Raw genomic sequence first — 19,888 nt, 5'->3', positions numbered from 1 at the left:
ATCGTGCGCACCCACGGCTGGTCCGGAGCCAAGCCCGCCTCGGACGAGGAGGCGGCCGGCCGGATCCTCGCTGCCGCGGGCAAGGCCATCGAGGACCACGGCGCCGACTTCTCGATCTCCGATGTGGCCCGCACCGTCGGGGTCACCCGGCAGACGGTGTACCGGTACTTCCCCAGCACCGAGGCGCTGCTGGTGGCGGCGGCGGTGCATGCCGTCGACGGCTTCCTGGAACGGCTGGCCGCGCACGTCGCCGGCATCACCGACCCGGCCGACGCGGTCACCGAAGCCGTTGCCACTGCGCTGGAGTGGCTGCCGCGCGAGAAGTACATCGGGCTGCTGATGGTGCCGGGCGGGGCGGCGCACGTGGAATCGGTCACCTCCGATGTCGCGCTGAGGTTCGCGCGGGACATGGTCGGACGTCTCGACGTCGACTGGGCGGGCACCGGATACGGCGACGACGACCTCGACGACCTGGCCGAGCATCTACTGCGGGTGATCCAGTCCTTCGTCATCGATCCCGGGCGACCACCGCGCCGCGGGGCGGCGCTGCGCGCCTATCTGCGGCGGTGGGTGGGCGGCGCACTCCGGGGCTAGACGACCGTCAGCGGCAGAGAGCGGCGCGGCTGGAACTCGAACGACGCGCCGCCGCTGAACTTCACCACCGACACCTCGCCCATCTCGCGCGCGGGGGTGTCGCGCCGCACCACCTGCGCGGTCCAATCGGCGCGGGTGCCGGTGAGCTCCACGTCGAGGTGCGGGTCGATCGCGGCGACCGCAGCCTGCAGCGGGCGGGCCTCGTCCGGATGCACCAGCGCCACCCAGGCGCCGTCCTCGTGCGCCGGCGACCGTTCCACCCGCACCGTGTCGGCACCGAACTCCGCCTCGACATAGGCGGCCGGATTCAGCAGCGGATGCAGCCGCAGCATCGCGATCGCGCCGTCGATGCCGACGGGCAGTCCGAGCGCGTGGTGGATGCGCTCGGCGGCGAGGCCGGCCACGCCGATGAGCTGCTTGGTGCAGATGTCGTTCGCCAGTTCGAGATTCGCCCCCGCGCGGGCACCCACCGCGATCACGAACGACAGGTTCAGCAGGTGCATCTGCAGGCACACCTCGTCGGCCATCCGGACCAGCGCCGAATGCGAGAACGCGCCGAAGTCGAAGTCCGACAGCAGTTCTCCGGAGTAGTCGCTCTGTCCCTCGTCGGCGGTCTCGATCGGGTCGAGCTCGGTGTGGGCGGCGCGGGTGCGCGCGATCACCTCGAGAACCGGATGGTCGGCGACCTCGGGGTGCGATTCGTCGATGACGACCGTCCACGCACAGTGGGGTTGGCGGTCGGCCGGAGTCCGCGGCGGCCGGTGGATGGGCCTGATCTGCGCCCTGCGGTTGGTGGCCACCGCGGTGGCGTCGAACGTCGGGTCCTCGATGTCGTGGCACATGCCGCGCACGTAGTCCTCGCCCATGGGCTCCACGTCGAGCAGTGCGCCGCAGTGGTCGAGGTGGAACTCACCGTGCCAGCGATCGTGCACCGTGTAACGGAAATCCATGAATTGCGGAGGGGCGCCGATGTCGAGCTGCAGGCCCTTGAAGATCGTGACGACGTCGGTGCCCTCGTAGCGCAACGCCTTCTGCATCCGCCGGGTGTAGATCGGGCTCGCGCCCATCCACTCCTCGATGGCGATCTGCAGCATTTCCTCGCGGCCGAAATTACTGATGCACCAGGCCATTCCGGAGCGATCGATCATCTGCCCGATGAGCAGCAGCTCGGGTACCAGCACGGCGAGCTGCTCGCGGGTCAGCGCCGCGTACCTACTGGTCATCGAGGGTGCTCCCGGAGTGCATGTTCAGCGCCGCGTTGACGTTCGCCACCTTGTCTTCCCCGCCGCCCCGTTCGGCGGCCTTCTTGCGTTGTTTGGCGACCTTGGTCACGACGCCGTCGAGTTTGGAGCCGAGCGGGAAGCCGAGGTAGTGGGTCAGGAAGATGGCCATCTCCTTGAGCTCGTCCTCGGTGAGCTCCTCGTTGGCCAGGGCGGCGTTGGCCTGGATCTCGGCCAGGTCGGTGATACCCAGCGCGGTCACCACGGTCAGCGTCATGATGCGCTTGTCGCGCATGGACAGGCCGGGCCGCGTCCAGATCGTGCCGAAGAGGTGGTCCGCGGTGAGCGCGAAGTACTCCCCCGGCATGTCCGGCATCTCCCAGCCGTACACCTCGTTCATCTTGTCCAGGCCCTTGCGGCGCAGTTCGTCCATCGGTGTCACTCCTTGGGCGTCGAGGTCGGATGCGGCACACCGAGACCGGCCGCCAGGTTCTGTAGCGCGATCTCAGCCAGGGGCAGTTCCACGCCGGTGTCCTCACCGAGGGCGAGGGCCAGCCGCAGGTCCTTCTCGGCGAGACCGCGGGTGTGGACGAACATGTCGTACAGGAAGTCGTCGGCCGGTAGCGGACCGGTGTGATCGCGCACCATGATCGCGCCGGGGCCGCCGCTCTGTGCGTCACTGTGCCGGACCACCCGGCCGAGCTTCTGCAGGTCGATGCCGGCCGCCTCGGCCAGTCGCTGGGCCTCGCACGCCGCGGCGAAGCCGATGAACGTCAACATGTTCCGGGCCAGCTTCATCCGGGTGCCGGCCCCCGGTTCGCCTGCTCGCACCACCATCGACGCCCACTGCTTGAACACCGGCTTCACCGTCTCGTAGGCATCGTCGTCGGCGCCGACCATGACGGCGAGCTCGCCCTTGTCGGCGGCACCGGCGCCGCCGCTGACCGGGGCGTCGACGACGTGAATACCGTTGTGACGCAGCCGCTCCGCCAGTTCGGCGGCGGTGCCGGGTTCGATCGTGGAGTGGATCGCGATGACCGTGCCGGGCTTCGCGTGGTCGGCGAGTTCGCCGACCACGTCGCGCACCTGCGCGTCGGTGAGCACGGTCACGCTGATCACGTCGGCTGCCTTGGCGACATCGGCGACGGTGTCGGCCGCCGTGGCTCCGAGCTCGGCCAGCGCTGTCATCGCCTCTGCCCGTACGTCGAACACCACCAGACCCCCCGGCCAGCCGACGAGCCGTTTCGCCATCGGTGCGCCCTGGTTGCCCAGGCCGATGTAGCCGAGTGTGGGGGCGATCATGACCGGATGATCTGTCCGCCGTCGACGTTGAAGATCTGCCCGGTGATCCACTTCGCCTGGTCCGACAGCAGGAACAGGCACATGCCCACGAGGTCGTCGGGCTGTCCCATCCGTGACAGCGGGATGTTCTTGACGATGTCGGCCACCATCTCCTGCGGCGTGGTCGTGCGGTTGGCCTCGGTGTCGATGGGGCCCGGTGCGATCGCGTTGATCCGGATGTTGTGCCCACCGAGCTCGCGCGAGAGCTGCTGGGTCAGTCCGTTGATGCCGACCTTGGCCAGACCGTAGAAGTTCGCATAAAGCCACGCGGCAGTGGACGACTGGTTGACGATCGCGCCGCCGCCGCGCTTGGCCATCTTGCGGTACACGGCGCGGGTGCACCACAGCGCGCCGTCGAGGTTGACGCTCATGAACTTGCGGTAGTACTCGGGGTCGACGGTGACCAGGAAGTCGAGCTTCATCCCGCCGAAGATCGCCGCGTTGTTGACCAGGTAGTCGATGCCGCCGAACTCCGACAGTGTCTGTGCCGCCATCTCCTTGGCCGATTCGGGGTCCGAGACGTCGACCCGCACCGCGAGTGCGCTCCCTCCCTCACCGGTGATGCCGTCGGCGACCTTCTGGGCGCCCTCGGTGTTGATGTCGGCGACGACGACGGCCGCACCCTCCCGGGCGAGCGCCTCGGCGTAGGCCTGCCCGATGCCTCCTCCGGCGCCGGTGACGATGGCCACCTTGTCCTTGAACTGGTCTCCGTACAGTCCCACTGGCATCTCCTCAGTTCGCTCGCATGTCACATCGCCGTGGCAATCGCCTTGATCTCGAGGTATTCCTCGAAACCGGCGAGCCCCATCTCCCGGCCGATGCCGGACTGCTTGTAGCCGCCGAACGGCATGTCGGCCGAATACCAGACGCCGCCGTTGACGTTCACCGTGCCGACCCGCAGCCGCGCCGCGACCCCCGCGGCGCGCTCCTCGTCACCGGAGAACACCGTGCCGGACAGACCGTACGGGGAGTCGTTGGCGATCCGCACGGCGTCGTCGTCGCCATCGTGCGCGATCACCGTCAGTACGGGACCGAAGATCTCCTCGCGCGCCACCTTGGCGGTGTTGTCGAGCCCGGCGATCACCGTCGGCTCGATGAAATAGCCGGTGTCCCGGTCGGCGGGACGGCCACCGCCACAGGCGAATCGGCCCCCCTCGGCCGTGGCCGAATCGAGGTACGACTGCACCCGCTCGCGCTGCCGCTCCGAGATCAGCGGGCCGCAGATCGTGCCCGGCTTGTCCGGATCCCCGGGCTTGAGACCGCCCATGGTGGCCGCCGCGGCCTCCACCGCCGCATCGTAGTGGTTGCGCGGCACCACGAGTCGCGTCGTGATCGCGCACCCCTGCCCGGCGTGCATCGAGGCGGTGAACGCCGCCATTGCACACGCGCCGGCGAGGTCGGCGTCGTCGAGCACGAGGAACGCCGACTTGCCACCGAGTTCGAGGAACACCTTCTTCAGGGTGGCGGCGCTGTCGGCCATCACCGCGCGGCCGGTGTTGGTGGAACCGGTGAACGACACCATGTCCACCCGGGCATCCTGTGAGAGCAGCGCACCCACCCCGTGATCACTGGAGGTGACGATGTTGACGACGCCGGCCGGGAAGTCGGTGTGCTCGGTGATCAACTCGCCGAGAATCGCTGCGGCCCAGGGGGTGTCGGGAGCGGGCTTGAGCACCAGCGTGTTTCCCGCCGCCAGCGCCGGCCCGATCTTCGCGAGGTTGATCTGGTGCGGGAAGTTCCAGGGCGTGATGGCGCCGACGACACCGATGGCCTCCCGGGCGACAGTGCGCCGTGTCTTGATGCCCATCGGCGCCGCGATGCCGAGGTCGGTGGACCACGAGTACGACTCGGCGGTGTCCGCGCAGAAGCTCAGGTCCTCGACCGGTCCTTCGAGCTGAGCTGCGGCGGTCAGCATCCGGGGCGCGCCCACCTCGGCGATCGTCAGCTCGCGCAGTTCGTCGACGTGGTCGCGCATGGCCTGCTGCAGCTGGCGGATGCACCGGACCCGCAGCGCGGTGTCGGTCGACCAGCCGGTCTCGTCGAACGCCCGGCGCGCCGCGGCGATGGCCGCAGACATGTCCTCGGCGCTCGCGTCCGCGGCCACCCCGAGCGTCTCCTCGGTCGCCGGGTTCACCGTGGGGAAGGTTCCCGCGCTTCCCGCGACGAGCGTGCCGTCGATGAGCAGTCTGCTCTCGCGATCGGCCAGGATTCCCATCCGACCTCCCTGTCTGCGTCCCTGGACAGTTGTCCGGAATATGTCTGTCGCACCATAGCCCGCGCCCAGCTCGACAGGCAAGAGTGGCTGCGTCGCTCCATCCATTCACCGCTCGCAGCAGGCTCTTTGCCCAACCGCTTGCCTGGCGAGCACGGCGTCGGATACGTTGGACATGTGTCCAGTGATGCCGCTGCCGCGATCACCGAGGCCGACCGGTCGGCGCGCCGCAACCGGCGGCAGGAAGAGACGTTCCGCAAGGTGCTCGACGCCGGCCTGCAGATGCTGCGCGAATCGTCCTACGCGGAACTGACCGTGCGCGCGGTGGCGGCCCGGGCGAAGGTCGCACCGGCGACCGCCTACACCTACTTCTCGTCGAAGAACCACCTGATCGCCGAGATCTACCTGGATCTCGTACAGCAGGTGGAGTACTTCACCGATGTCAACGACAGCACCACCAACCGGGTCGAGAAGACGCTGCGCAGCATGGCTCTGACGGTGGCCGACGAACCCGAGGTGGCGGCCGCCTGCACCACGGCCCTGCTGTCCGGCAACGATCCGGCGGTGCGCGCCGTGCGCGAACGCATCGGCGGCGAGATCCACCGGCGCATCCGCTCGGCCGTAGGCCCCGACGCCGATCCCCGCACCCTGGCCGCGCTGGAGATGACGTTCTTCGGCGCGCTGGTCAACGCGGGCAGCGGCGCGTTCACCTACCACCAGATCGCCGACCGCCTCAGCTACGTGGTGGGCCTCATCGTCGGAGACGAGAAATGACCACGAGCGAGATCCTGCTCGACCCGTACGACTACGACTTCCACGAAGATCCGTACCCGTACTACCAGCGGTTGCGCGACGAGGCCCCGCTGTATCACAACCCGGATCTGGGCTTCTGGGCGTTGTCGCGGCACCGGGACGTGTTGACCGGATTCCGCAACAGCACAACGCTGTCCAACAAGTTCGGGGTGTCGCTCGACCCGGCGTCCCGCGGCCCGCACGCGTCGAAGACGATGTCGTTCCTGGCGATGGACGATCCTGCCCACCTGCGCCTGCGCACCCTGGTCTCCAAGGGCTTCACTCCACGCCGGATCCGCGAGCTGGAACCCCGGGTCACCGAGATCGCCGTCGCGCACCTCGACACCCTGCTCGAGATGGCCGCGGACGGCGAAACCGTGGACTACGTCGACGAATTCGCCGGCAAGCTGCCGATGGACGTCATCTCCGAACTGATGGGGGTTCCCCAGGCCGATCGCGCGCAGGTCCGCGCCTGGGCCGACGGCGTGATGCACCGCGACGAAGGGGTCACCGATGTCCCGCCCGCGGCGGTCGAGGCCTCGCTCAACCTGATCGTTTACTACCAGAACATGGTGGCCGAGCGCCGTGCCGCGCTCACCGACGACCTGACCTCGGCGCTGCTCGAAGCCGAGATCGACGGGGACCGCCTCACCGACGACGAGATCCTGGGCTTCATGTTCCTGATGGTGATCGCCGGCAACGAGACGACCACCAAACTCCTTGCCAATGCCGCCTTCTGGGGCCACCGCAATCCGGATCAGCTCACCCCGGTGTACGACGATCCGAGCCGGGTGCCGCTGTGGGTCGAGGAGACGCTGCGCTACGACACGTCCAGCCAAATCCTCGCCCGCACCGTCGTCGGTGAGCTCACCCTCTATGACACCGTGATCCCCGACGGGGAGGTGCTGTTGCTGCTGCCCGGTTCGGCACACCGCGACGAACGCGTCTTCGACGACCCCGACGACTACGTCATCGGACGCGAGATCGGCTCGAAGCTGATGAGCTTCGGCAGCGGCGCGCACTTCTGTCTCGGCGCGCACCTCGCCCGGATGGAAGCCCGGGTGGCGCTGGCCGAACTGTTCACCCGAATCCGTGGCTACGAGGTGGACGAGGCCAACGCCGTCCGCGTGCACTCGAGCAACGTCCGCGGGTTCGCCCATCTGCCCATCCACGTGAAAGTGCGCTGAAAGGCCTGTCGCATGCCGCGATTCGATCCCCTTCCCGACCGCAGGCCCGCCCTGATCGCCGGAGCGTCCTCCGGCATCGGCGCGGCCACCGCCGTCGACCTCGCCGCGCACGGGTTTCCGGTCGCCCTCGGTGCCCGACGGGTGGAGAAGTGCCAGGAGATCGTCGAACAGATCCGCGCCGACGGGGGCGAGGCCATCGCGGTGCACCTCGACGTCACCGACCCCGACTCGGTGAAGGCCTGCGTCGAGCAGACCACCGCCGAACTCGGCGACATCGAGGTGCTCGTCGCCGGCGCCGGCGACACCTACTTCGGCAAGCTCGACGCGATCAGCACCGAGCAGTTCGAGTCCCAGGTCCAGATCCACCTCATCGGCGCCAACCGTGTCGCCACCGCGGTGCTGCCCGGCATGATCGAACGCCAACGCGGAGACCTGATCTTCGTGGGATCCGATGTGGCACTGCGCCAGAGGCCGCACATGGGCGCCTACGGCGCGGCGAAGGCCGCGCTGGTCGCCATGGTCACCAACTACCAGATGGAACTCGAAGGCACCGGGGTACGCGCGTCGATCGTGCATCCCGGGCCCACGAAGACCTCGATGGGCTGGAGCCTTCCCGCCGAGCTGATCGGGCCCGCGCTCGAGGACTGGGCCAAGTGGGGTCAGGCCCGTCACGACTACTTCCTGCGCGCCGCTGACCTCGCCCGGGCGATCACCTTCGTCGCCGAGACGCCGCGCGGCGGCTTCATCGCGAACATGGAACTGCAACCCGAGGCTCCCCTGGCGCACACGAAAGAACGCCAGCAACTCAAAGTCGACGAGGAAGCGCTGAATTCATGACCATCGGAGGGCAGGAGCGAAGCGACCCGGGAACGTCATCAGCAGTCGTCCCCCGCGTCTCCGGCGGCGAGGAGGAACACGGCCACCTCGAGGAGTTCCGTACCGACCCGATCGGTCTGATGACGCGCATCCGCGAGGAATGCGGCGACGTCGGCTGGTTCCAGCTCGCCGACAAGCAGGTGGTGATGCTCTCGGGCGCCGAGGCCAACGAGTTCTTCTTCCGATCCAGCGACGACGAACTCAACCAGGCCGAGGCCTACCCGTTCATGACGCCGATCTTCGGCGAGGGCGTGGTGTTCGACGCCGACCCCGAGCGCCGCAAGGAGATGCTGCACAACTCCGCGCTGCGCGGTGAGCAGATGAAGGGCCACGCCACGACCATCGAGAACGAGGTCCGGCGGATGATCGAGAACTGGGGCGACGCCGGCGAGATCGACCTCCTCGAGTTCTTCGCCGAACTGACCATCTACACCTCGACGGCGTGCCTGATCGGCCTCAAGTTCCGCAACCAGCTCGACTCGCGGTTCGCCAACTACTACCACCTGCTCGAACGCGGCACCGATCCGCTGTGCTACGTCGACCCCTACCTGCCGATCGAGAGCTTCAGGATCCGCGACGAGGCCCGCGCCGGTTTGGTGGAGTTGGTGCAGGAAGTCATGAACGGCCGAATCGCCAACCCGCCCAAGGACAAAGCCGATCGCGACATGCTCGACGTCCTGGTGTCCATCAAGGACGAGGAGGGCAATCCCCGGTTCTCCGCCAACGAGGTGACCGGCATGTTCATCTCGCTGATGTTCGCCGGCCACCACACCAGCTCGGGCACGTCGTCGTGGACGCTGATCGAACTGTTGCGCCACCCGGAGTTCTACGCGCAGGTCCAGCAGGAGCTCGACGAGCTCTACGCCGACGGCCAGGAAGTGAGTTTCCATGCGCTGCGCCAGATCCCGAAGCTCGACAACGCGCTGAAGGAGACGCTGCGCCTGCATCCGCCGCTGATCATCCTGATGCGGGTCGCCCAGGACGAATTCGAGGTCGCCGGCCTGCCGATCCACAAGGGGCAGATGGTGGCGGCCTCGCCAGCGATCTCCAACCGGATCCCCGAGGACTTCCCCGACCCGGACGCGTTCGACCCCGACCGCTACGAGAAGCCGCGTCAGGAAGACCTGATCAACCGGTGGACGTGGATCCCGTTCGGCGCCGGCAAGCACCGGTGCGTGGGCGCGGCGTTCGCCCAGATGCAGATCAAGGCGATCTTCTCGGTTCTGTTGCGCGAGTACGAGTTCGAGATGGCGCAGCCGCCGGAGAGCTACCGCAACGATCATTCCAAGATGGTGGTGCAGCTGGCCAGGCCGGCGAAGGTGCGCTACCGCAGGAGGGCCTGAGGCGATGGGCGGCTACCGCGTGGAGGTCGACGCAGACCTGTGCCAGGGCCATGCCATGTGCGAACTGGAAGCGCCCGACGTGTTCTCGGTGCCCCGGCGGGGCATCGTCGAGATCCTCGATGCCGAACCTCCCGACGAGATCCGTGAGGACGTCGAGCGGGCCGTCGAGATGTGTCCCACCCGAGCACTGTCCATCACAGAGACAAGAAGGACGGAACCATGACCACATCATCCAACCGCGAGCAACTCGAAGACTGGGTCGACCGCTGGCTGAAAGCCAACCAGGACGCCGAGAAGGCGGGCGACTGGAAACCGTTGGCGGAGTTCTACACTGACGACGCGACCTACGGCTGGAACATCGGCCCCAAGGAAGACGTCATGTGCGTCAACAAAGACGAGATCCGGGACGTCGCCCTGGGCCTGGAGATGGAAGGCCTGGAGAACTGGGTCTACGAGTACCAGAAGGTGCTCATCGACGAGAAGCAGAACGAGATCGTCGGGTTCTGGAAGCAGATCGCGAACAAATCCGACGGGTCCCGCGACGAGATCTACGGCATCGGGGGCAGCTGGTTCCGGCTCAACGACCAGTTGCTCATCGAGTGGCAGCGTGACTTCTTCGACTTCGGGCACGTGCAGAAGGCGTTCCTGAAGCTGATCGAGTCGGGCGACCTCACCCCCACCATGCAGAAGCGCATCGAGCGCTCGCTGGCCGGGGAGAAACTGCCCGGCTATTACCCCCTCGGCGAGGCCCCCGTCCCGATCTGGTGATCACACCACCAAGCGGTTGCTTGGGGGCGGTGTGATGTGGCTAACTAGAGCCTCTAGTGTGGTGACAGAGGCACCCGTCGGAAAGCAGGAGATATGAAGACCAAAGGCGCTCTGATCTGGGAGTTCAATCAGCCCTGGTCGATCGAGGAGATCGAGATCGGCGACCCCGTCAAGGACGAGGTCAAGATCCAGATGGAAGCGTCCGGAATGTGCCATTCCGACCACCACCTGGTCACCGGCGACATCCCGATGGCCGGTTTCCCTGTTCTGGGCGGCCACGAGGGCGCCGGCATCGTCACCGAGGTCGGCCCCGGCGTCGAGGGTCTCGAGCCGGGTGACCACGTCGTGCTCTCCTTCATCCCGTCCTGTGGTTCCTGCCCGTCCTGTCAGGCCGGTCTGCGCAACCTCTGCGATCTGGGCGCCATGCTGCTGCAGGGCACCGCGGTGTCCGACAACACCCACCGCATCCACGCGGTCAAGGACGGCACCCCCGTCATCCCGATGACCCTGCTCGGCACGTTCAGCCCGTACATGGTCGTCCACAAGAGCTCGGTTGTGAAGATCGACCCGTCCATCCCGTTCGAGGTGGCCTGCCTGGTCGGCTGCGGTGTGACCACCGGCTACGGCTCGGCGGTGCGCAGCGCGAACGTCCGCCCAGGCGACGACGTCGTGATCGCCGGCATCGGCGGCGTCGGCATGGGTGCGCTGCAGGGTGCGCTCAATGCGGGCGCCCGCAACATCTTCGCCATCGACCCGGTCGAGTGGAAGCGCGATCAGGCGCTCAAGTTCGGTGCCACGCACGCCTACCCCGACATCGGCAGCGCCATGATGGGCGTCGCCGAGGTCACCCAGGGCCGGATGGCCTCGAAGACCATCATCACCACCGGTGAGCTCAAGGGCGAAGAGATCGACAACTACCTCAACATCACCGCCAAGGGCGGCACCTGCGTCGTGACCGCGGTCGCGAACATGGCCAGCTCCGACGTGACGCTGAACCTGTCGATGCTCACCCTGCTGCAGAAGAACCTGCAGGGCACCATCTTCGGCGGCGGCAACCCGCACTTCGACATCCCCCAGCTGCTGTCGATGTACAAGGCCGGCCGGCTCAACCTCGATGACATGGTGACCCGGCAGTACAAGCTCGAGCAGATCAACGACGGCTACAAGGACATGCTGGAGGGCCGCAACATCCGCGGCGTGATCCGCTACACCGACGCCGACCGCTGACCCCGACCCTTCGCGCGACATTGCATTCCGGCAGCGGAAGTTCGAGTAGAGCCCTGCTGGAATGCAATTTCGGCGCCTAGGTCGTCGCTGAAGGAGTGCGCATGACAGATCTCGAGCTCGCACCCGTCGTCGCCGCGTCCCGCGCGTCGTGGAAGTGCGTCCAGAGCGGCGACCGGGAGGGCTGGCTCGCCCTGATGGCCGACGACATCGTCGTCGAGGACCCGATCGGTGAGGCCGTCACCAATCCCGACGGCACCGGGGTGCGCGGCAAGGAGGCGCTCGCCGCGTTCTACGACGCCAACATCGGGCCGAACCGGCTGCGCGTCACGTGCGAGGAGACGTTTCCGTCCAGCAGTCCGACGGAGATCGCTTACATCCTGGTGCTGGAGACCACGTTCCCCAACGGCTTCGTCGCGACGGTTCGCGGGGTGTTCACCTACCGCGTCGACGCGGCCGGCCTGATCACCAACCTGCGCGGCTACTGGAACATGGACGCGATGACGTTCTCCGAAGCAGGGACCACGGATTAGCGCACCGCTGTCCGGTCGCGGCGCGGTCGTGGTGGGCGGCACGCGGGGCGTCGGACTCGCGGTGGCCACGTTGCTGGCCGACCTGGGCGCCCGTGTCGTGGTCAACGGACGCGACCCGGACGCCGTCGCGCAAGCGGCGCAGGGGATTTCCGGCGCGGTCGGGCATGCGGGTTCGCCGTCGGACCCGGCGGTCGCCGACGCACTGATCGACGTGTGCGTGCGCGAGTTCGGCCACATCGACATCCTGGTCAACTGCGCCGGCACCGCCGAGCCCACCGGCTCCTCGATCCTGACCATCACCCCCGCACAGTTCCAGGACCTGATCGACGCGCACCTGGGCACGGTGTTCCAGACCTGCCGCGCCGCAGCGCCGTTGATGGCGAAACAGGGAACGGGCGCAATAGTCAACACCAGCTCGTTCGCGTTCCTCGGGGACTACGGCGGCACCGGGTATCCGGCGGGCAAGGGCGCGGTCAACGGTCTGACGCTGGCCATCGCCGCCGAACTCGCCGAACACGGGGTGCGCGCCAATGTGGTGTGCCCCGGCGCGAAGACCCGGCTGTCCACCGGGCCCGAGTACGAAGCGCACATCGCCGCCTTGAACCGCCGCGGCCTACTCGACGACGTCAGCATGCAGGGCGCCCTGGACGCCGCGCCGCCGGAGTACGCGGCGCCCACCTACGCCCATCTGGTCAGTGATCTGGCTGCCGACGTCACCGGCCAGATCTTCATCGCCGCAGGCGGATTCGTCGGCCGCTTCGATCGTCCTATCCCGTCGATCGTCGCCTACCGGGATCACCACGACGCGCCGCCGTGGACCGTCGAGGAGATCTCCCAGAAAGTCTCGGCACAGGTCAGGAGCTGACGCCGGGCAGCTGGTGGTCGCGGTACTGGCGGCGCAGCTCGAGCTTGAGGATCTTGCCCGTCGCCGTGTGCGGCAACTCGTCGACGAACACGACGTCGTCGGGCAGCCACCACTTGGCGACCTCGCCGGCCAGGTAGTCGAGGATCTCCTCGCGAGTCGCGCTCTGCCCCTTGCGCAGGACCACCAACAGCAGCGGACGTTCCTGCCACTTCGGGTGCGGCACCCCGATCACCGCGGCCTCGGCGACCGCCGGGTGCCCGGTGGCCGCGTTCTCCAGGTCGATGGAACTCACCCATTCGCCGCCGGACTTGATGACGTCCTTGGCGCGGTCGACCAGCTGCAGATAGCCGTCGGGGTCGATGGTCGCGACGTCGCCGGTCGGGAAGAACCCCTCGGCGTCGAGCTTGTCCCCGCCCTCGCCTTTGAAGTAACCGCTGGCGATCCACGGTCCGCGCACCCACACCTCACCGAATGCCTTGCCGTCCCAGGGCAACCGGTTGCCGTCGTCGTCGACGATCTTGAGCTCCACGCCGCAGATCCCCCGGCCCTGCTTGAGCATGATCTGGTGCTTCTCGCTGTCGCTGAGCCGCTCGTGCTTGGGCAGCAGCCGGCCGATCACACACAGCGGGGACGTCTCGGTCATCCCCCAGCCCTGCATGGCCTGGGCGCCGAAGTCCCGCTCGAAGCGTTCGATCATCGACAACGGGAGCGCGGCGCCGCCGGTCCCGGCGATGCGCAGCCCCAACTCGTGCGGATCGATCTCGGGGTGCTCGTCGAGGTAGGAGAACAGCATCATCCACACCGTCGGCACGCCCTGCGACTGGTTCACGCCTTCGGATTTCATCAGCTCGTAGACGGATTCGCCGTCGAGGTGGGGGCCGGGCAACACCAGTGTGGCGCCCACCATCGCCGCGGTGTAGGGCGTACCCCACGCGTTGGCGTGGAACATCGGCACGACGAGCAGGATCACCGAACCGCTGTGCACGTCGTTGGCATCCCGGGCCGCCGCCATCAGCGTGTGCAGCATCGTCGAACGATGAGAGTAGAGAACGCCTTTCGGATTGCCGGTGGTGCCGGACGTGTAGCACAGCGACGAGGCGCTGCGCTCGTCGAACTCGGGCCAGTCGAAGTGCGTGGACTGCCTGCCGATGAACTCGTCCCAGCACAGCAGCTTGTCCGCCGCGACGCCGGGCACGTCCGGCATGTGCTCGCGGTCGGTCATCACGACGAAGGCCTCCACCGAGTCCAGTTCGGGCGCGAGCCTGCTGACAAGCGGTGCAAAGGTGATGTCGAAGAACAGGATTCGATCCTCGGCGTGGTTGATGATGTAGGCGATCTGCTCTGGGAACAGGCGCGGATTCACGGTGTGCATCACCGCACCGGAGCCGGAGACGCCGAAGTACAGCGCGAGGTGGCGGTCGCTGTTCCAGGCCAGTGTCGCGATCCGGTCGCCCTGGTGGACACCGAATTCGGTCAACGCGTTGGCGACCTGCTTGGACACCTCACCGACCTGACGCCAGCTCGAGCGCCGCACGTGACCCTCCGGAAGGCGTGACACGATCTCGGTGTCGCCGTGGAAGGCCGACGCGTAGTCGATCAGCGACGAGATCAGCAGCGGCCGGTCCTGCATCAAACCCAGCATGCGGCCAGGCTAGCCAACCGCGGCTCGGGCGTCGGCGGCACGGGGATATTCGCCAGGATGCCGTCGACCACCGTCTCACCGAGGCCCCCGAAACGCCGATGACGGTGGGGGCAGCACTCTAACCTCCCGGCATGGACCGCATCTGGCAGTGGGCTTGGAAGTACTGCGCGACGAGATACTCCTGGGTGGTCTACGCAGTCGCGTGCGGCATCGGCGTCGCGGTCTTTCTCCTGTCGGCGTTCGCGATCGTCGCTTTCGAAGAATCCGATCGCTATGTCGCGGCCGCCGTGATCGTGGCGATCGCCGTGCCGGTGATGACGTTCGTCAACATCCTGCCCGGCCTGGGCGCAATACGTGTCGTGGAACGGTGGGCCGCAGGCCAGGAGGTCGATCGCCGAAGTGCACTGACAGCCACCTACAGCTGGGCTCGGCAGACCGTGACCCGGACCGTGGTCGCCACCGGTCTCGCGATGGCCGCTACCGCGATCGCCGTCGGGACAAGTGCCGGGGCCGGCGCGTCACGACTGGCGCAGTGGGCGATCCTGGGTGTCGCCGTCGGCGCCGGCGCCCAACTGGTCGGTGCACGCAGCTTCCTGGAGGGCGCGATGCGACCGGTCAGGATCGACATCGTTGGCGACAGCGAAATCGGTGACTCGCTGCCCCGCTCACGGCCGAGTTTCGCCGCCTGGTCGAACATGGCCCTGCTCGCGGCCGTGTTCGGGAACGCGATATCCGGTGCGATATTGGGGGCGGTGATTCTTCGGGCCGCTCCGGAACCCGCACTCGCCGTCCTGGTCGGCGCTGGGATGACGGTCGGCTTCGCGGTTCCGATCACCGTCGGCGCGGCATCCTCCCAGTCGTTCTTACCGATACGCGACCTCGCGAGGGGCACCGAGCGCGTTGCGGCGGGGGATTACAGCCAACGGCTGCCGGTGGTCCAGGACGACGATCTGGGTGCGCTTGCGGCGTCGTTCAATCGCATGCAGGCAGGTTTGGCTGAGCGACAACGACTCCACGCGGCTTTCGGAAACTACGTGGATCCGGCTTTGTCGGCGCGGCTTCTCGAACAGGGCGACGATGCATTCACCGGCGAACGCCGCGAGGTCAGCGTCATGTTCCTCGATATCCGCGACTTCACCGCGTTCGCCGAAGTCAACACCGCCGAGGACACCGTCGCTCGGCTCAACGCGCTGTTCGAGATCGTCGTCCCCGCCGTCGTCGACGCCGGCGGGCACATCAACAAGTTCCTCGGCGACGGCACGATGGCGGTGTTCGGCGCACCCAACGAGATCGCCGATCACGCCGACGCCGCCGTGTCCGCCGCTCTCGTGATCCAGCGTCTCGTCGCCGACCGCTTCGGCAGCGGGATGCGGATCGGCATCGGGATCAACTCAGGGGTGGTGATTGCCGGGACCATCGGCGCAGGCGGCCATCTCGAGTTCGCGGTCATCGGCGACACGACGAACGTCGCATCCCGCGTGGAGCAACTGACCAAGACCACCGGGGACGGCATCCTGCTCACCCAGCAGTGCGTCGACGCGATGGCCACCCGGCCGTCCGGGCTGACCGACCGCGGCTTTCATGTACTGAAAGGAAAGTCGGCACCCCTCCAGGTGTTCGCTCTCGAGAGCGATCAGGTCGGCGTGCGCCGGCGGTCGACGTAGGACGCGCGGGCCACGTCCGACGGTCCATGTGATGTGTTCGGAGCCACAGCCGCCGCGGATGGCATGCTCGTGATCATGGCGACCGTGTTCACGAAGATCATCAACGGCGAACTGCCGGGCCGATTCGTCTACGAAGACGACGACATCGTGGCGTTCCTGACCATTCAGCCGATGACGCCCGGTCACACCCTCGTGGTGCCGCGCGCTGAGATCGACAACTGGCAGGACATCGACGCCCCGGTGTTCGCCCGCGTCATGGAGGTCGCCCAGTTGATCGGCAAGGCCGTGTGCCGGGCCTTCGACACCGAACGCTCGGGCGTCATCATCGCCGGTCTCGAGGTGCCGCATCTGCACGTGCACGTCTTCCCGGCGCGCGACCTGTCGGACTTCGGATTCGCCAATGTCGACAACAATCCGTCGCCGGAATCGCTCGACGACGCGCAGCGCAGGATCAAGGCCGCGATCGCCGAACTCAGCTGACCGGTACCGACGGCTCCTCCGGCACCGCCGCCTCGGCGATGCGGGGCAGGCTGACCCGGAACCGGCAGCCGCGGCCCGGCGCGGTGGTCACCGTGACCTTGCCGCCGTGCGCGTAGACCAGCGAGTCGACGATCGACAGGCCCAGTCCGGTGCCGCCGCTGGCCCGGGCCCGTGACGAGTCGGCCCGATAGAACCGCTCGAACACCCGCTGCGCGTCCTCGTCGCTCATGCCCGGCCCCTCGTCGCACACCTCGAGCACCGCGGTGTCGCCATCAGTGCCGACGCGGACGGTGACCCCGGCGGTTTCCGGCGTGTGCTGCAGCGCGTTGGCCACCAGATTGGACAGCACCTGCCGCAGCCGCGCCTCGTCACCGAGCACCTCGGGAGTGCCGGGTCCGTCGAAGACCTCCATGCGGATGGGCCGCCGCGGCGCGATCGACTGCGCGTCGTGCACGGCGTCGCTGGCCAGCGCGAGCAGGTCCACCCGGTGCTGCTCGAGGGGACGTTGCGCGTCGAGGCGGGCCAGCAGCAGCAGATCCTCGACGAGCAGCCCCATCCGGCGGGACTCGCTTTCGATCCGACCCATCAGCATCTCGACGTCGCGGGCGGCGCCCTGCCGGTACAGCTCGGCGAAGCCTCGGATCGTCGTCAACGGCGTCCGCAACTCGTGGCTGGCGTCGGTGATGAACCGGCGCATCCGGTCCTCGGACTCGCGCGCCTGCTCGGCCGACGACTCCGACGACGCCAGCGCCCGCTGGATCTGGGCGAGCATGCCATTGAGCGCCAGCGACAGCCGGCCGACCTCGGTGCGTGGATCGCGTTCGGGCACGCGGCGGTCCAGCTGGCCCGACGCAATGGCGGCTGCCGTCTGTTCCACCTCGGCCAGCGGTTTGAGGCTGCGGTGCACCACCGCGTAGCCGACGATGCCGAGCACGATCAGCACCGCGACACCGATGCCGACCTGGGCGTAGACCAGCGCGCGGGTCGTGGACTTCACGTCCGAGAGATCGATCGCGACCGTCGTCAGCTCACCGCGGGGACCGCGGACCGTCATGGCGCGCCACTCGACGTCGGCGTTGTCGACGCTGCCGACGGTGACCGGCCCCGGTCCGACGTCGTTGTTCGCCGGCAGCGCGGGCTCGGCGTCGCGGTCGTTGTCCGCGACCCACGCGTGGCCGTCTGGGTCGATCCCGCGTACGTAGTAGTCCGACGGCGGACGGGCCGGGTTCGGGCCCTGGTCGGCCGGGATGGCCGGGGTCTGCCGCGGAACCTGTGCCCAGCCCCGCGACGCATCGAGCAAGGTGTCGTCGACGCGGTTGATCAGGCTGTGATGCATGATCGTGGTGACCGCGATCCCGGACGCCAGCAATCCACAGGCCACCAGGAGGAGCGTGGCGGCGACGAGTCCTACGCGGAGCGGGATCCCGCGTCTGATCTGATCCACGCCTCCATTGTCAACGGTGACCACCGGTGTGGGCGCGAACGTCTAGCGCGGTTCGCGCAGGACGTAGCCCACACCCCGCAGGGTGTGCAGCAGACGCTTGTCGCCGGTGTCGATCTTGCGGCGCAGGTACGACACGTAGGACTCGACGACGTTGACGTCACCGCCGAAGTCGTACCGCCACACGTGGTCGAGGATCTTCGGCTTCGACAGCACCGTGCCCGCGTTGATGATGAAGTAGCGCAGCAGCGTGAACTCCGTCGGCGACAGCGAGACGGGCTCGCCGGCCTTCCACACCTCGTGGGTGTCCTCGTCGAGTTCGATGTCGGCGAACGTCAGCCGCGAGGTGCGGGGCTCCTGCACGCCGCCGCCGGTGCGGCGCAGAATCACCCGCAGCCTCGCCACCACCTCTTCGAGGCTGAACGGCTTGGTCACGTAGTCGTCGCCGCCGAGGGTCAGCCCCGCGATCTTGTCCTGCAGGGAGTCGCGGGCGGTGAGGAACAGCGCGGGCGCGTCGATACCGTCGGCGCGCAGCCGGCGGAGCAGCCCGAAGCCGTCCATGCCGGGCATCATCACGTCGAGGATGATCGCGTCCGGCCTCGTCTCGCGGGCGATGTCGAGGGCGGCGGGACCGTTCGATGCGGTGTACACCTCGAAGCCCTGGAACTTCAGGCTCACCGAGAGGAGCTCGACGATGTTGGTCTCGTCGTCGACCACCAGGATGCGTGCTTCGGGGACGTGTTCGTGCGCAGGCATGGCCATAGCCCTCAATGTTCAACTCTGCGATTGGCAGGGTGCTGCACGCTCGCTGTGCACTTCCTGTGAGTTTCATCTTGCGCTGTTCCTAGACTGGGCGCATGAATCTCGGCAGATCACTCAGCGATGTCGCGTTGGCCCCCATGCGGGTGGGCCTCGCGGTCGCCGACGTGGGCCTCGGGGTGGCCGGCGGCGGTCTCGGCATCGCCCGCAGGGCGCTGGGTGAGACCCGGGACGGAGTCCGTCAGACGCCGACATCGTTCGCGTCGATGCTGGGTGTCCAGGACGCGGTCGAACGGGCCAACCGGCTGGCCCGGCTGATGGACGAGGACCAACCGCTGGGCCGTGCCCTCGCGCCGGACGGTGCGCTGGACCGGCTGCTCAAACCCGGCGGCGTGGTGGATCGGCTGACCGCTCCCGGCGGCGCGCTGGACCGGCTCACCCAGGATGACGGCGGCTTGATGCGCGCCATCGAGCCTGGCGGGCTGGTCGACCAGCTGCTGGCCGAGGACGGCCTGGTGGACCGGTTGCTCGCCGAGGACGGAGTGGCCGACCGGCTGTTCGCCGAGGGCGGCGTCGTCGACACGCTCACCGCCCGCAACGGCCCGCTCGAACAACTCGCGACGGTCGCCGACACGTTGAACCGCCTGACGCCCGGTCTGGAGGCTCTGGAGCCGACGATCGAGGCGCTGCGCGAGGCGGTGATCGTGCTCAGCCAGGTGGTGAACCCGCTGAGCAACATCGCCGATCGGATCCCGCTGCCGGGGCGGCGCCCCCGCGGCCGCTTCTCTTCCCGCCCGGCGACCACGCAGAGGGTTATCGACGTCGAGGAGTGAGCCCGGACCCGATAAGCTGACCCCCGCACGCCTCCTTAGCTCAGCGGTAGAGCAACGCTCTTGTAAAGCGTAGGTCGTCAGTTCAATCCTGACAGGGGGCTCCACCGCGCGAAG

Annotated in this window: 21 protein-coding genes and 1 tRNA gene; 14 read left to right on the top strand and 8 right to left on the bottom strand. The window is 67.8% G+C overall.

Going from position 1 to position 19,888, the window contains the following annotated elements; all coding sequences use genetic code 11:
- Positions 1 to 3: 3 nt before the first annotated feature.
- On the top strand, positions 4 to 594 hold the full coding sequence (locus tag MCHUDSM44219_RS05140) for a TetR/AcrR family transcriptional regulator (RefSeq protein ID WP_048417158.1): 591 nt from the start codon (positions 4 to 6) through the stop codon (positions 592 to 594).
- On the opposite strand, the gene MCHUDSM44219_RS05135 is transcribed toward MCHUDSM44219_RS05140, so the two are convergent.
- Genes MCHUDSM44219_RS05135 through MCHUDSM44219_RS05115 form a run of 5 tightly spaced genes read right to left on the bottom strand, consistent with a single transcriptional unit; the run spans position 591 to position 5,370 of the window.
- Positions 591 to 1,817, bottom strand: coding sequence for a hypothetical protein (locus MCHUDSM44219_RS05135; protein WP_048417157.1), 1,227 nt, complete (start codon positions 1,815 to 1,817; stop codon positions 591 to 593). The two genes, MCHUDSM44219_RS05140 and MCHUDSM44219_RS05135, sit on opposite strands and share 4 nt — an antisense overlap.
- Positions 1,807 to 2,247 carry a carboxymuconolactone decarboxylase family protein gene (locus MCHUDSM44219_RS05130; RefSeq protein ID WP_048417156.1) on the bottom strand — a complete coding sequence of 147 codons (441 nt, stop codon included), beginning with the start codon at positions 2,245 to 2,247 and terminating at the stop codon, positions 1,807 to 1,809. Before MCHUDSM44219_RS05130 ends, MCHUDSM44219_RS05135 begins: the two co-directional genes overlap by 11 nt.
- Positions 2,248 to 2,252: 5 nt before the next feature.
- Entirely contained in the window at positions 2,253 to 3,116 is an 864-nt protein-coding gene (locus MCHUDSM44219_RS05125) for an NAD(P)-dependent oxidoreductase (RefSeq protein WP_048417155.1), read from the bottom strand.
- A complete protein-coding gene (locus MCHUDSM44219_RS05120) occupies positions 3,113 to 3,877 on the bottom strand; it encodes an SDR family oxidoreductase (RefSeq protein ID WP_048417154.1) in 765 nt (254 codons plus the stop codon). Before MCHUDSM44219_RS05120 ends, MCHUDSM44219_RS05125 begins: the two co-directional genes overlap by 4 nt.
- 26 nt (positions 3,878 to 3,903) lie before the next feature.
- A complete protein-coding gene (locus tag MCHUDSM44219_RS05115; protein ID WP_048417153.1) occupies positions 3,904 to 5,370 on the bottom strand; it encodes an aldehyde dehydrogenase in 1,467 nt (488 codons plus the stop codon).
- 174 nt (positions 5,371 to 5,544) lie between these two features.
- Here MCHUDSM44219_RS05115 and MCHUDSM44219_RS05110 point away from each other — a divergent pair, with 174 nt between their 5' ends.
- The 9 genes from MCHUDSM44219_RS05110 (at position 5,545) to MCHUDSM44219_RS05070 (ending at position 12,955) form a co-directional block, all read left to right on the top strand.
- Positions 5,545 to 6,141 carry a TetR family transcriptional regulator gene (locus MCHUDSM44219_RS05110; RefSeq protein ID WP_048417152.1) on the top strand — a complete coding sequence of 199 codons (597 nt, stop codon included), beginning with the start codon at positions 5,545 to 5,547 and terminating at the stop codon, positions 6,139 to 6,141.
- The gene (locus tag MCHUDSM44219_RS05105; protein ID WP_048417151.1) at positions 6,138 to 7,346 is read left to right on the top strand and encodes a cytochrome P450; all 1,209 of its coding nucleotides are present in this window, start codon (positions 6,138 to 6,140) and stop codon (positions 7,344 to 7,346) included. The genes MCHUDSM44219_RS05110 and MCHUDSM44219_RS05105 overlap by 4 nt, the downstream gene beginning before the upstream one ends.
- 12 nt (positions 7,347 to 7,358) lie before the next feature.
- A complete protein-coding gene (locus MCHUDSM44219_RS05100; RefSeq protein ID WP_048417150.1) occupies positions 7,359 to 8,183 on the top strand; it encodes an SDR family oxidoreductase in 825 nt (274 codons plus the stop codon).
- Positions 8,180 to 9,565 carry a lanosterol 14-alpha demethylase gene (locus MCHUDSM44219_RS05095; RefSeq protein WP_048417149.1) on the top strand — a complete coding sequence of 462 codons (1,386 nt, stop codon included), beginning with the start codon at positions 8,180 to 8,182 and terminating at the stop codon, positions 9,563 to 9,565. Before MCHUDSM44219_RS05100 ends, MCHUDSM44219_RS05095 begins: the two co-directional genes overlap by 4 nt.
- A gap of 4 nt (positions 9,566 to 9,569) precedes the next feature.
- Positions 9,570 to 9,788: a ferredoxin Fdx gene (locus MCHUDSM44219_RS05090; RefSeq protein ID WP_048417148.1), complete on the top strand. Its 219-nt coding sequence runs from the start codon at positions 9,570 to 9,572 to the stop codon at positions 9,786 to 9,788.
- Entirely contained in the window at positions 9,785 to 10,333 is a 549-nt protein-coding gene (locus MCHUDSM44219_RS05085) for a nuclear transport factor 2-like protein (RefSeq protein ID WP_048417147.1), read from the top strand. Before MCHUDSM44219_RS05090 ends, MCHUDSM44219_RS05085 begins: the two co-directional genes overlap by 4 nt.
- A 93-nt stretch (positions 10,334 to 10,426) precedes the next feature.
- Entirely contained in the window at positions 10,427 to 11,560 is a 1,134-nt protein-coding gene (locus MCHUDSM44219_RS05080; RefSeq protein ID WP_048417146.1) for an NDMA-dependent alcohol dehydrogenase, read from the top strand.
- 101 nt (positions 11,561 to 11,661) lie between these two features.
- On the top strand, positions 11,662 to 12,090 hold the full coding sequence (locus MCHUDSM44219_RS05075) for a nuclear transport factor 2 family protein (protein WP_048417145.1): 429 nt from the start codon (positions 11,662 to 11,664) through the stop codon (positions 12,088 to 12,090).
- 28 nt (positions 12,091 to 12,118) lie between these two features.
- Positions 12,119 to 12,955 (top strand): SDR family NAD(P)-dependent oxidoreductase, encoded by an 837-nt coding sequence (locus MCHUDSM44219_RS05070; RefSeq protein WP_236695359.1) that lies wholly within the window; start codon positions 12,119 to 12,121, stop codon positions 12,953 to 12,955.
- Here MCHUDSM44219_RS05070 and MCHUDSM44219_RS05065 read toward each other — a convergent pair.
- Entirely contained in the window at positions 12,945 to 14,597 is a 1,653-nt protein-coding gene (locus MCHUDSM44219_RS05065) for a long-chain-fatty-acid--CoA ligase (RefSeq protein WP_048417143.1), read from the bottom strand. The two genes, MCHUDSM44219_RS05070 and MCHUDSM44219_RS05065, sit on opposite strands and share 11 nt — an antisense overlap.
- A 131-nt stretch (positions 14,598 to 14,728) precedes the next feature.
- On the opposite strand from MCHUDSM44219_RS05065, the gene MCHUDSM44219_RS05060 reads away from it, so the two are divergent.
- Together MCHUDSM44219_RS05060 and MCHUDSM44219_RS05055 are read left to right on the top strand one after the other, a co-directional pair.
- Positions 14,729 to 16,261, top strand: a complete 1,533-nt coding sequence (locus MCHUDSM44219_RS05060) for an adenylate/guanylate cyclase domain-containing protein (RefSeq protein WP_048417142.1) — start codon at positions 14,729 to 14,731, stop codon at positions 16,259 to 16,261.
- Positions 16,262 to 16,336: 75 nt separating this feature from the next.
- Positions 16,337 to 16,741: an HIT family protein gene (locus tag MCHUDSM44219_RS05055; RefSeq protein WP_048417173.1), complete on the top strand. Its 405-nt coding sequence runs from the start codon at positions 16,337 to 16,339 to the stop codon at positions 16,739 to 16,741.
- Here MCHUDSM44219_RS05055 and MCHUDSM44219_RS05050 read toward each other — a convergent pair.
- Together MCHUDSM44219_RS05050 and MCHUDSM44219_RS05045 are read right to left on the bottom strand one after the other, a co-directional pair.
- Entirely contained in the window at positions 16,734 to 18,185 is a 1,452-nt protein-coding gene (locus MCHUDSM44219_RS05050) for a sensor histidine kinase (protein ID WP_048417141.1), read from the bottom strand. The genes MCHUDSM44219_RS05055 and MCHUDSM44219_RS05050 overlap by 8 nt on opposite strands.
- 42 nt (positions 18,186 to 18,227) lie before the next feature.
- Complete coding sequence (locus MCHUDSM44219_RS05045) at positions 18,228 to 18,944, bottom strand: response regulator transcription factor (RefSeq protein WP_048417140.1); 717 nt, start codon at positions 18,942 to 18,944, stop codon at positions 18,228 to 18,230.
- Between the two features lie 95 nt (positions 18,945 to 19,039).
- On the opposite strand from MCHUDSM44219_RS05045, the gene MCHUDSM44219_RS05040 reads away from it, so the two are divergent.
- On the top strand, positions 19,040 to 19,774 hold the full coding sequence (locus tag MCHUDSM44219_RS05040; RefSeq protein WP_048417139.1) for a hypothetical protein: 735 nt from the start codon (positions 19,040 to 19,042) through the stop codon (positions 19,772 to 19,774).
- A 29-nt stretch (positions 19,775 to 19,803) separates the two neighbouring features.
- Positions 19,804 to 19,878, top strand: a tRNA-Thr gene (locus MCHUDSM44219_RS05035).
- The last annotated feature ends 10 nt before the right edge of the window (positions 19,879 to 19,888 follow it).

The sequence above is a fragment of the Mycolicibacterium chubuense genome, assembly GCF_001044255.1.
Lineage (GTDB): Bacteria > Actinomycetota > Actinomycetes > Mycobacteriales > Mycobacteriaceae > Mycobacterium > Mycobacterium chubuense.
This window is presented reverse-complemented; position numbering and strand designations above follow the sequence as displayed.

What these genes read in the sequence shown, in the direction of transcription:
- MCHUDSM44219_RS05135 (WP_048417157.1), bottom strand. Translation starts at nt 1,817, where the DNA reads ATGACCAGTAGGTACGCGGCGCTGACCCGCGAGCAGCTCGCCGTGCTG.
- MCHUDSM44219_RS05130 (WP_048417156.1), bottom strand. Translation starts at nt 2,247, where the DNA reads ATGGACGAACTGCGCCGCAAGGGCCTGGACAAGATGAACGAGGTGTAC.
- MCHUDSM44219_RS05125 (WP_048417155.1), bottom strand. Translation starts at nt 3,116, where the DNA reads ATGATCGCCCCCACACTCGGCTACATCGGCCTGGGCAACCAGGGCGCA.
- MCHUDSM44219_RS05115 (WP_048417153.1), bottom strand. Translation starts at nt 5,370, where the DNA reads ATGGGAATCCTGGCCGATCGCGAGAGCAGACTGCTCATCGACGGCACG.
- MCHUDSM44219_RS05105 (WP_048417151.1), top strand. Translation starts at nt 6,138, where the DNA reads ATGACCACGAGCGAGATCCTGCTCGACCCGTACGACTACGACTTCCAC.
- MCHUDSM44219_RS05100 (WP_048417150.1), top strand. Translation starts at nt 7,359, where the DNA reads ATGCCGCGATTCGATCCCCTTCCCGACCGCAGGCCCGCCCTGATCGCC.
- MCHUDSM44219_RS05095 (WP_048417149.1), top strand. Translation starts at nt 8,180, where the DNA reads ATGACCATCGGAGGGCAGGAGCGAAGCGACCCGGGAACGTCATCAGCA.
- MCHUDSM44219_RS05090 (WP_048417148.1), top strand. Translation starts at nt 9,570, where the DNA reads ATGGGCGGCTACCGCGTGGAGGTCGACGCAGACCTGTGCCAGGGCCAT.
- MCHUDSM44219_RS05085 (WP_048417147.1), top strand. Translation starts at nt 9,785, where the DNA reads ATGACCACATCATCCAACCGCGAGCAACTCGAAGACTGGGTCGACCGC.
- MCHUDSM44219_RS05080 (WP_048417146.1), top strand. Translation starts at nt 10,427, where the DNA reads ATGAAGACCAAAGGCGCTCTGATCTGGGAGTTCAATCAGCCCTGGTCG.
- MCHUDSM44219_RS05075 (WP_048417145.1), top strand. Translation starts at nt 11,662, where the DNA reads ATGACAGATCTCGAGCTCGCACCCGTCGTCGCCGCGTCCCGCGCGTCG.
- MCHUDSM44219_RS05065 (WP_048417143.1), bottom strand. Translation starts at nt 14,597, where the DNA reads ATGCTGGGTTTGATGCAGGACCGGCCGCTGCTGATCTCGTCGCTGATC.
- MCHUDSM44219_RS05060 (WP_048417142.1), top strand. Translation starts at nt 14,729, where the DNA reads ATGGACCGCATCTGGCAGTGGGCTTGGAAGTACTGCGCGACGAGATAC.
- MCHUDSM44219_RS05055 (WP_048417173.1), top strand. Translation starts at nt 16,337, where the DNA reads ATGGCGACCGTGTTCACGAAGATCATCAACGGCGAACTGCCGGGCCGA.
- MCHUDSM44219_RS05045 (WP_048417140.1), bottom strand. Translation starts at nt 18,944, where the DNA reads ATGGCCATGCCTGCGCACGAACACGTCCCCGAAGCACGCATCCTGGTG.
- MCHUDSM44219_RS05040 (WP_048417139.1), top strand. Translation starts at nt 19,040, where the DNA reads ATGAATCTCGGCAGATCACTCAGCGATGTCGCGTTGGCCCCCATGCGG.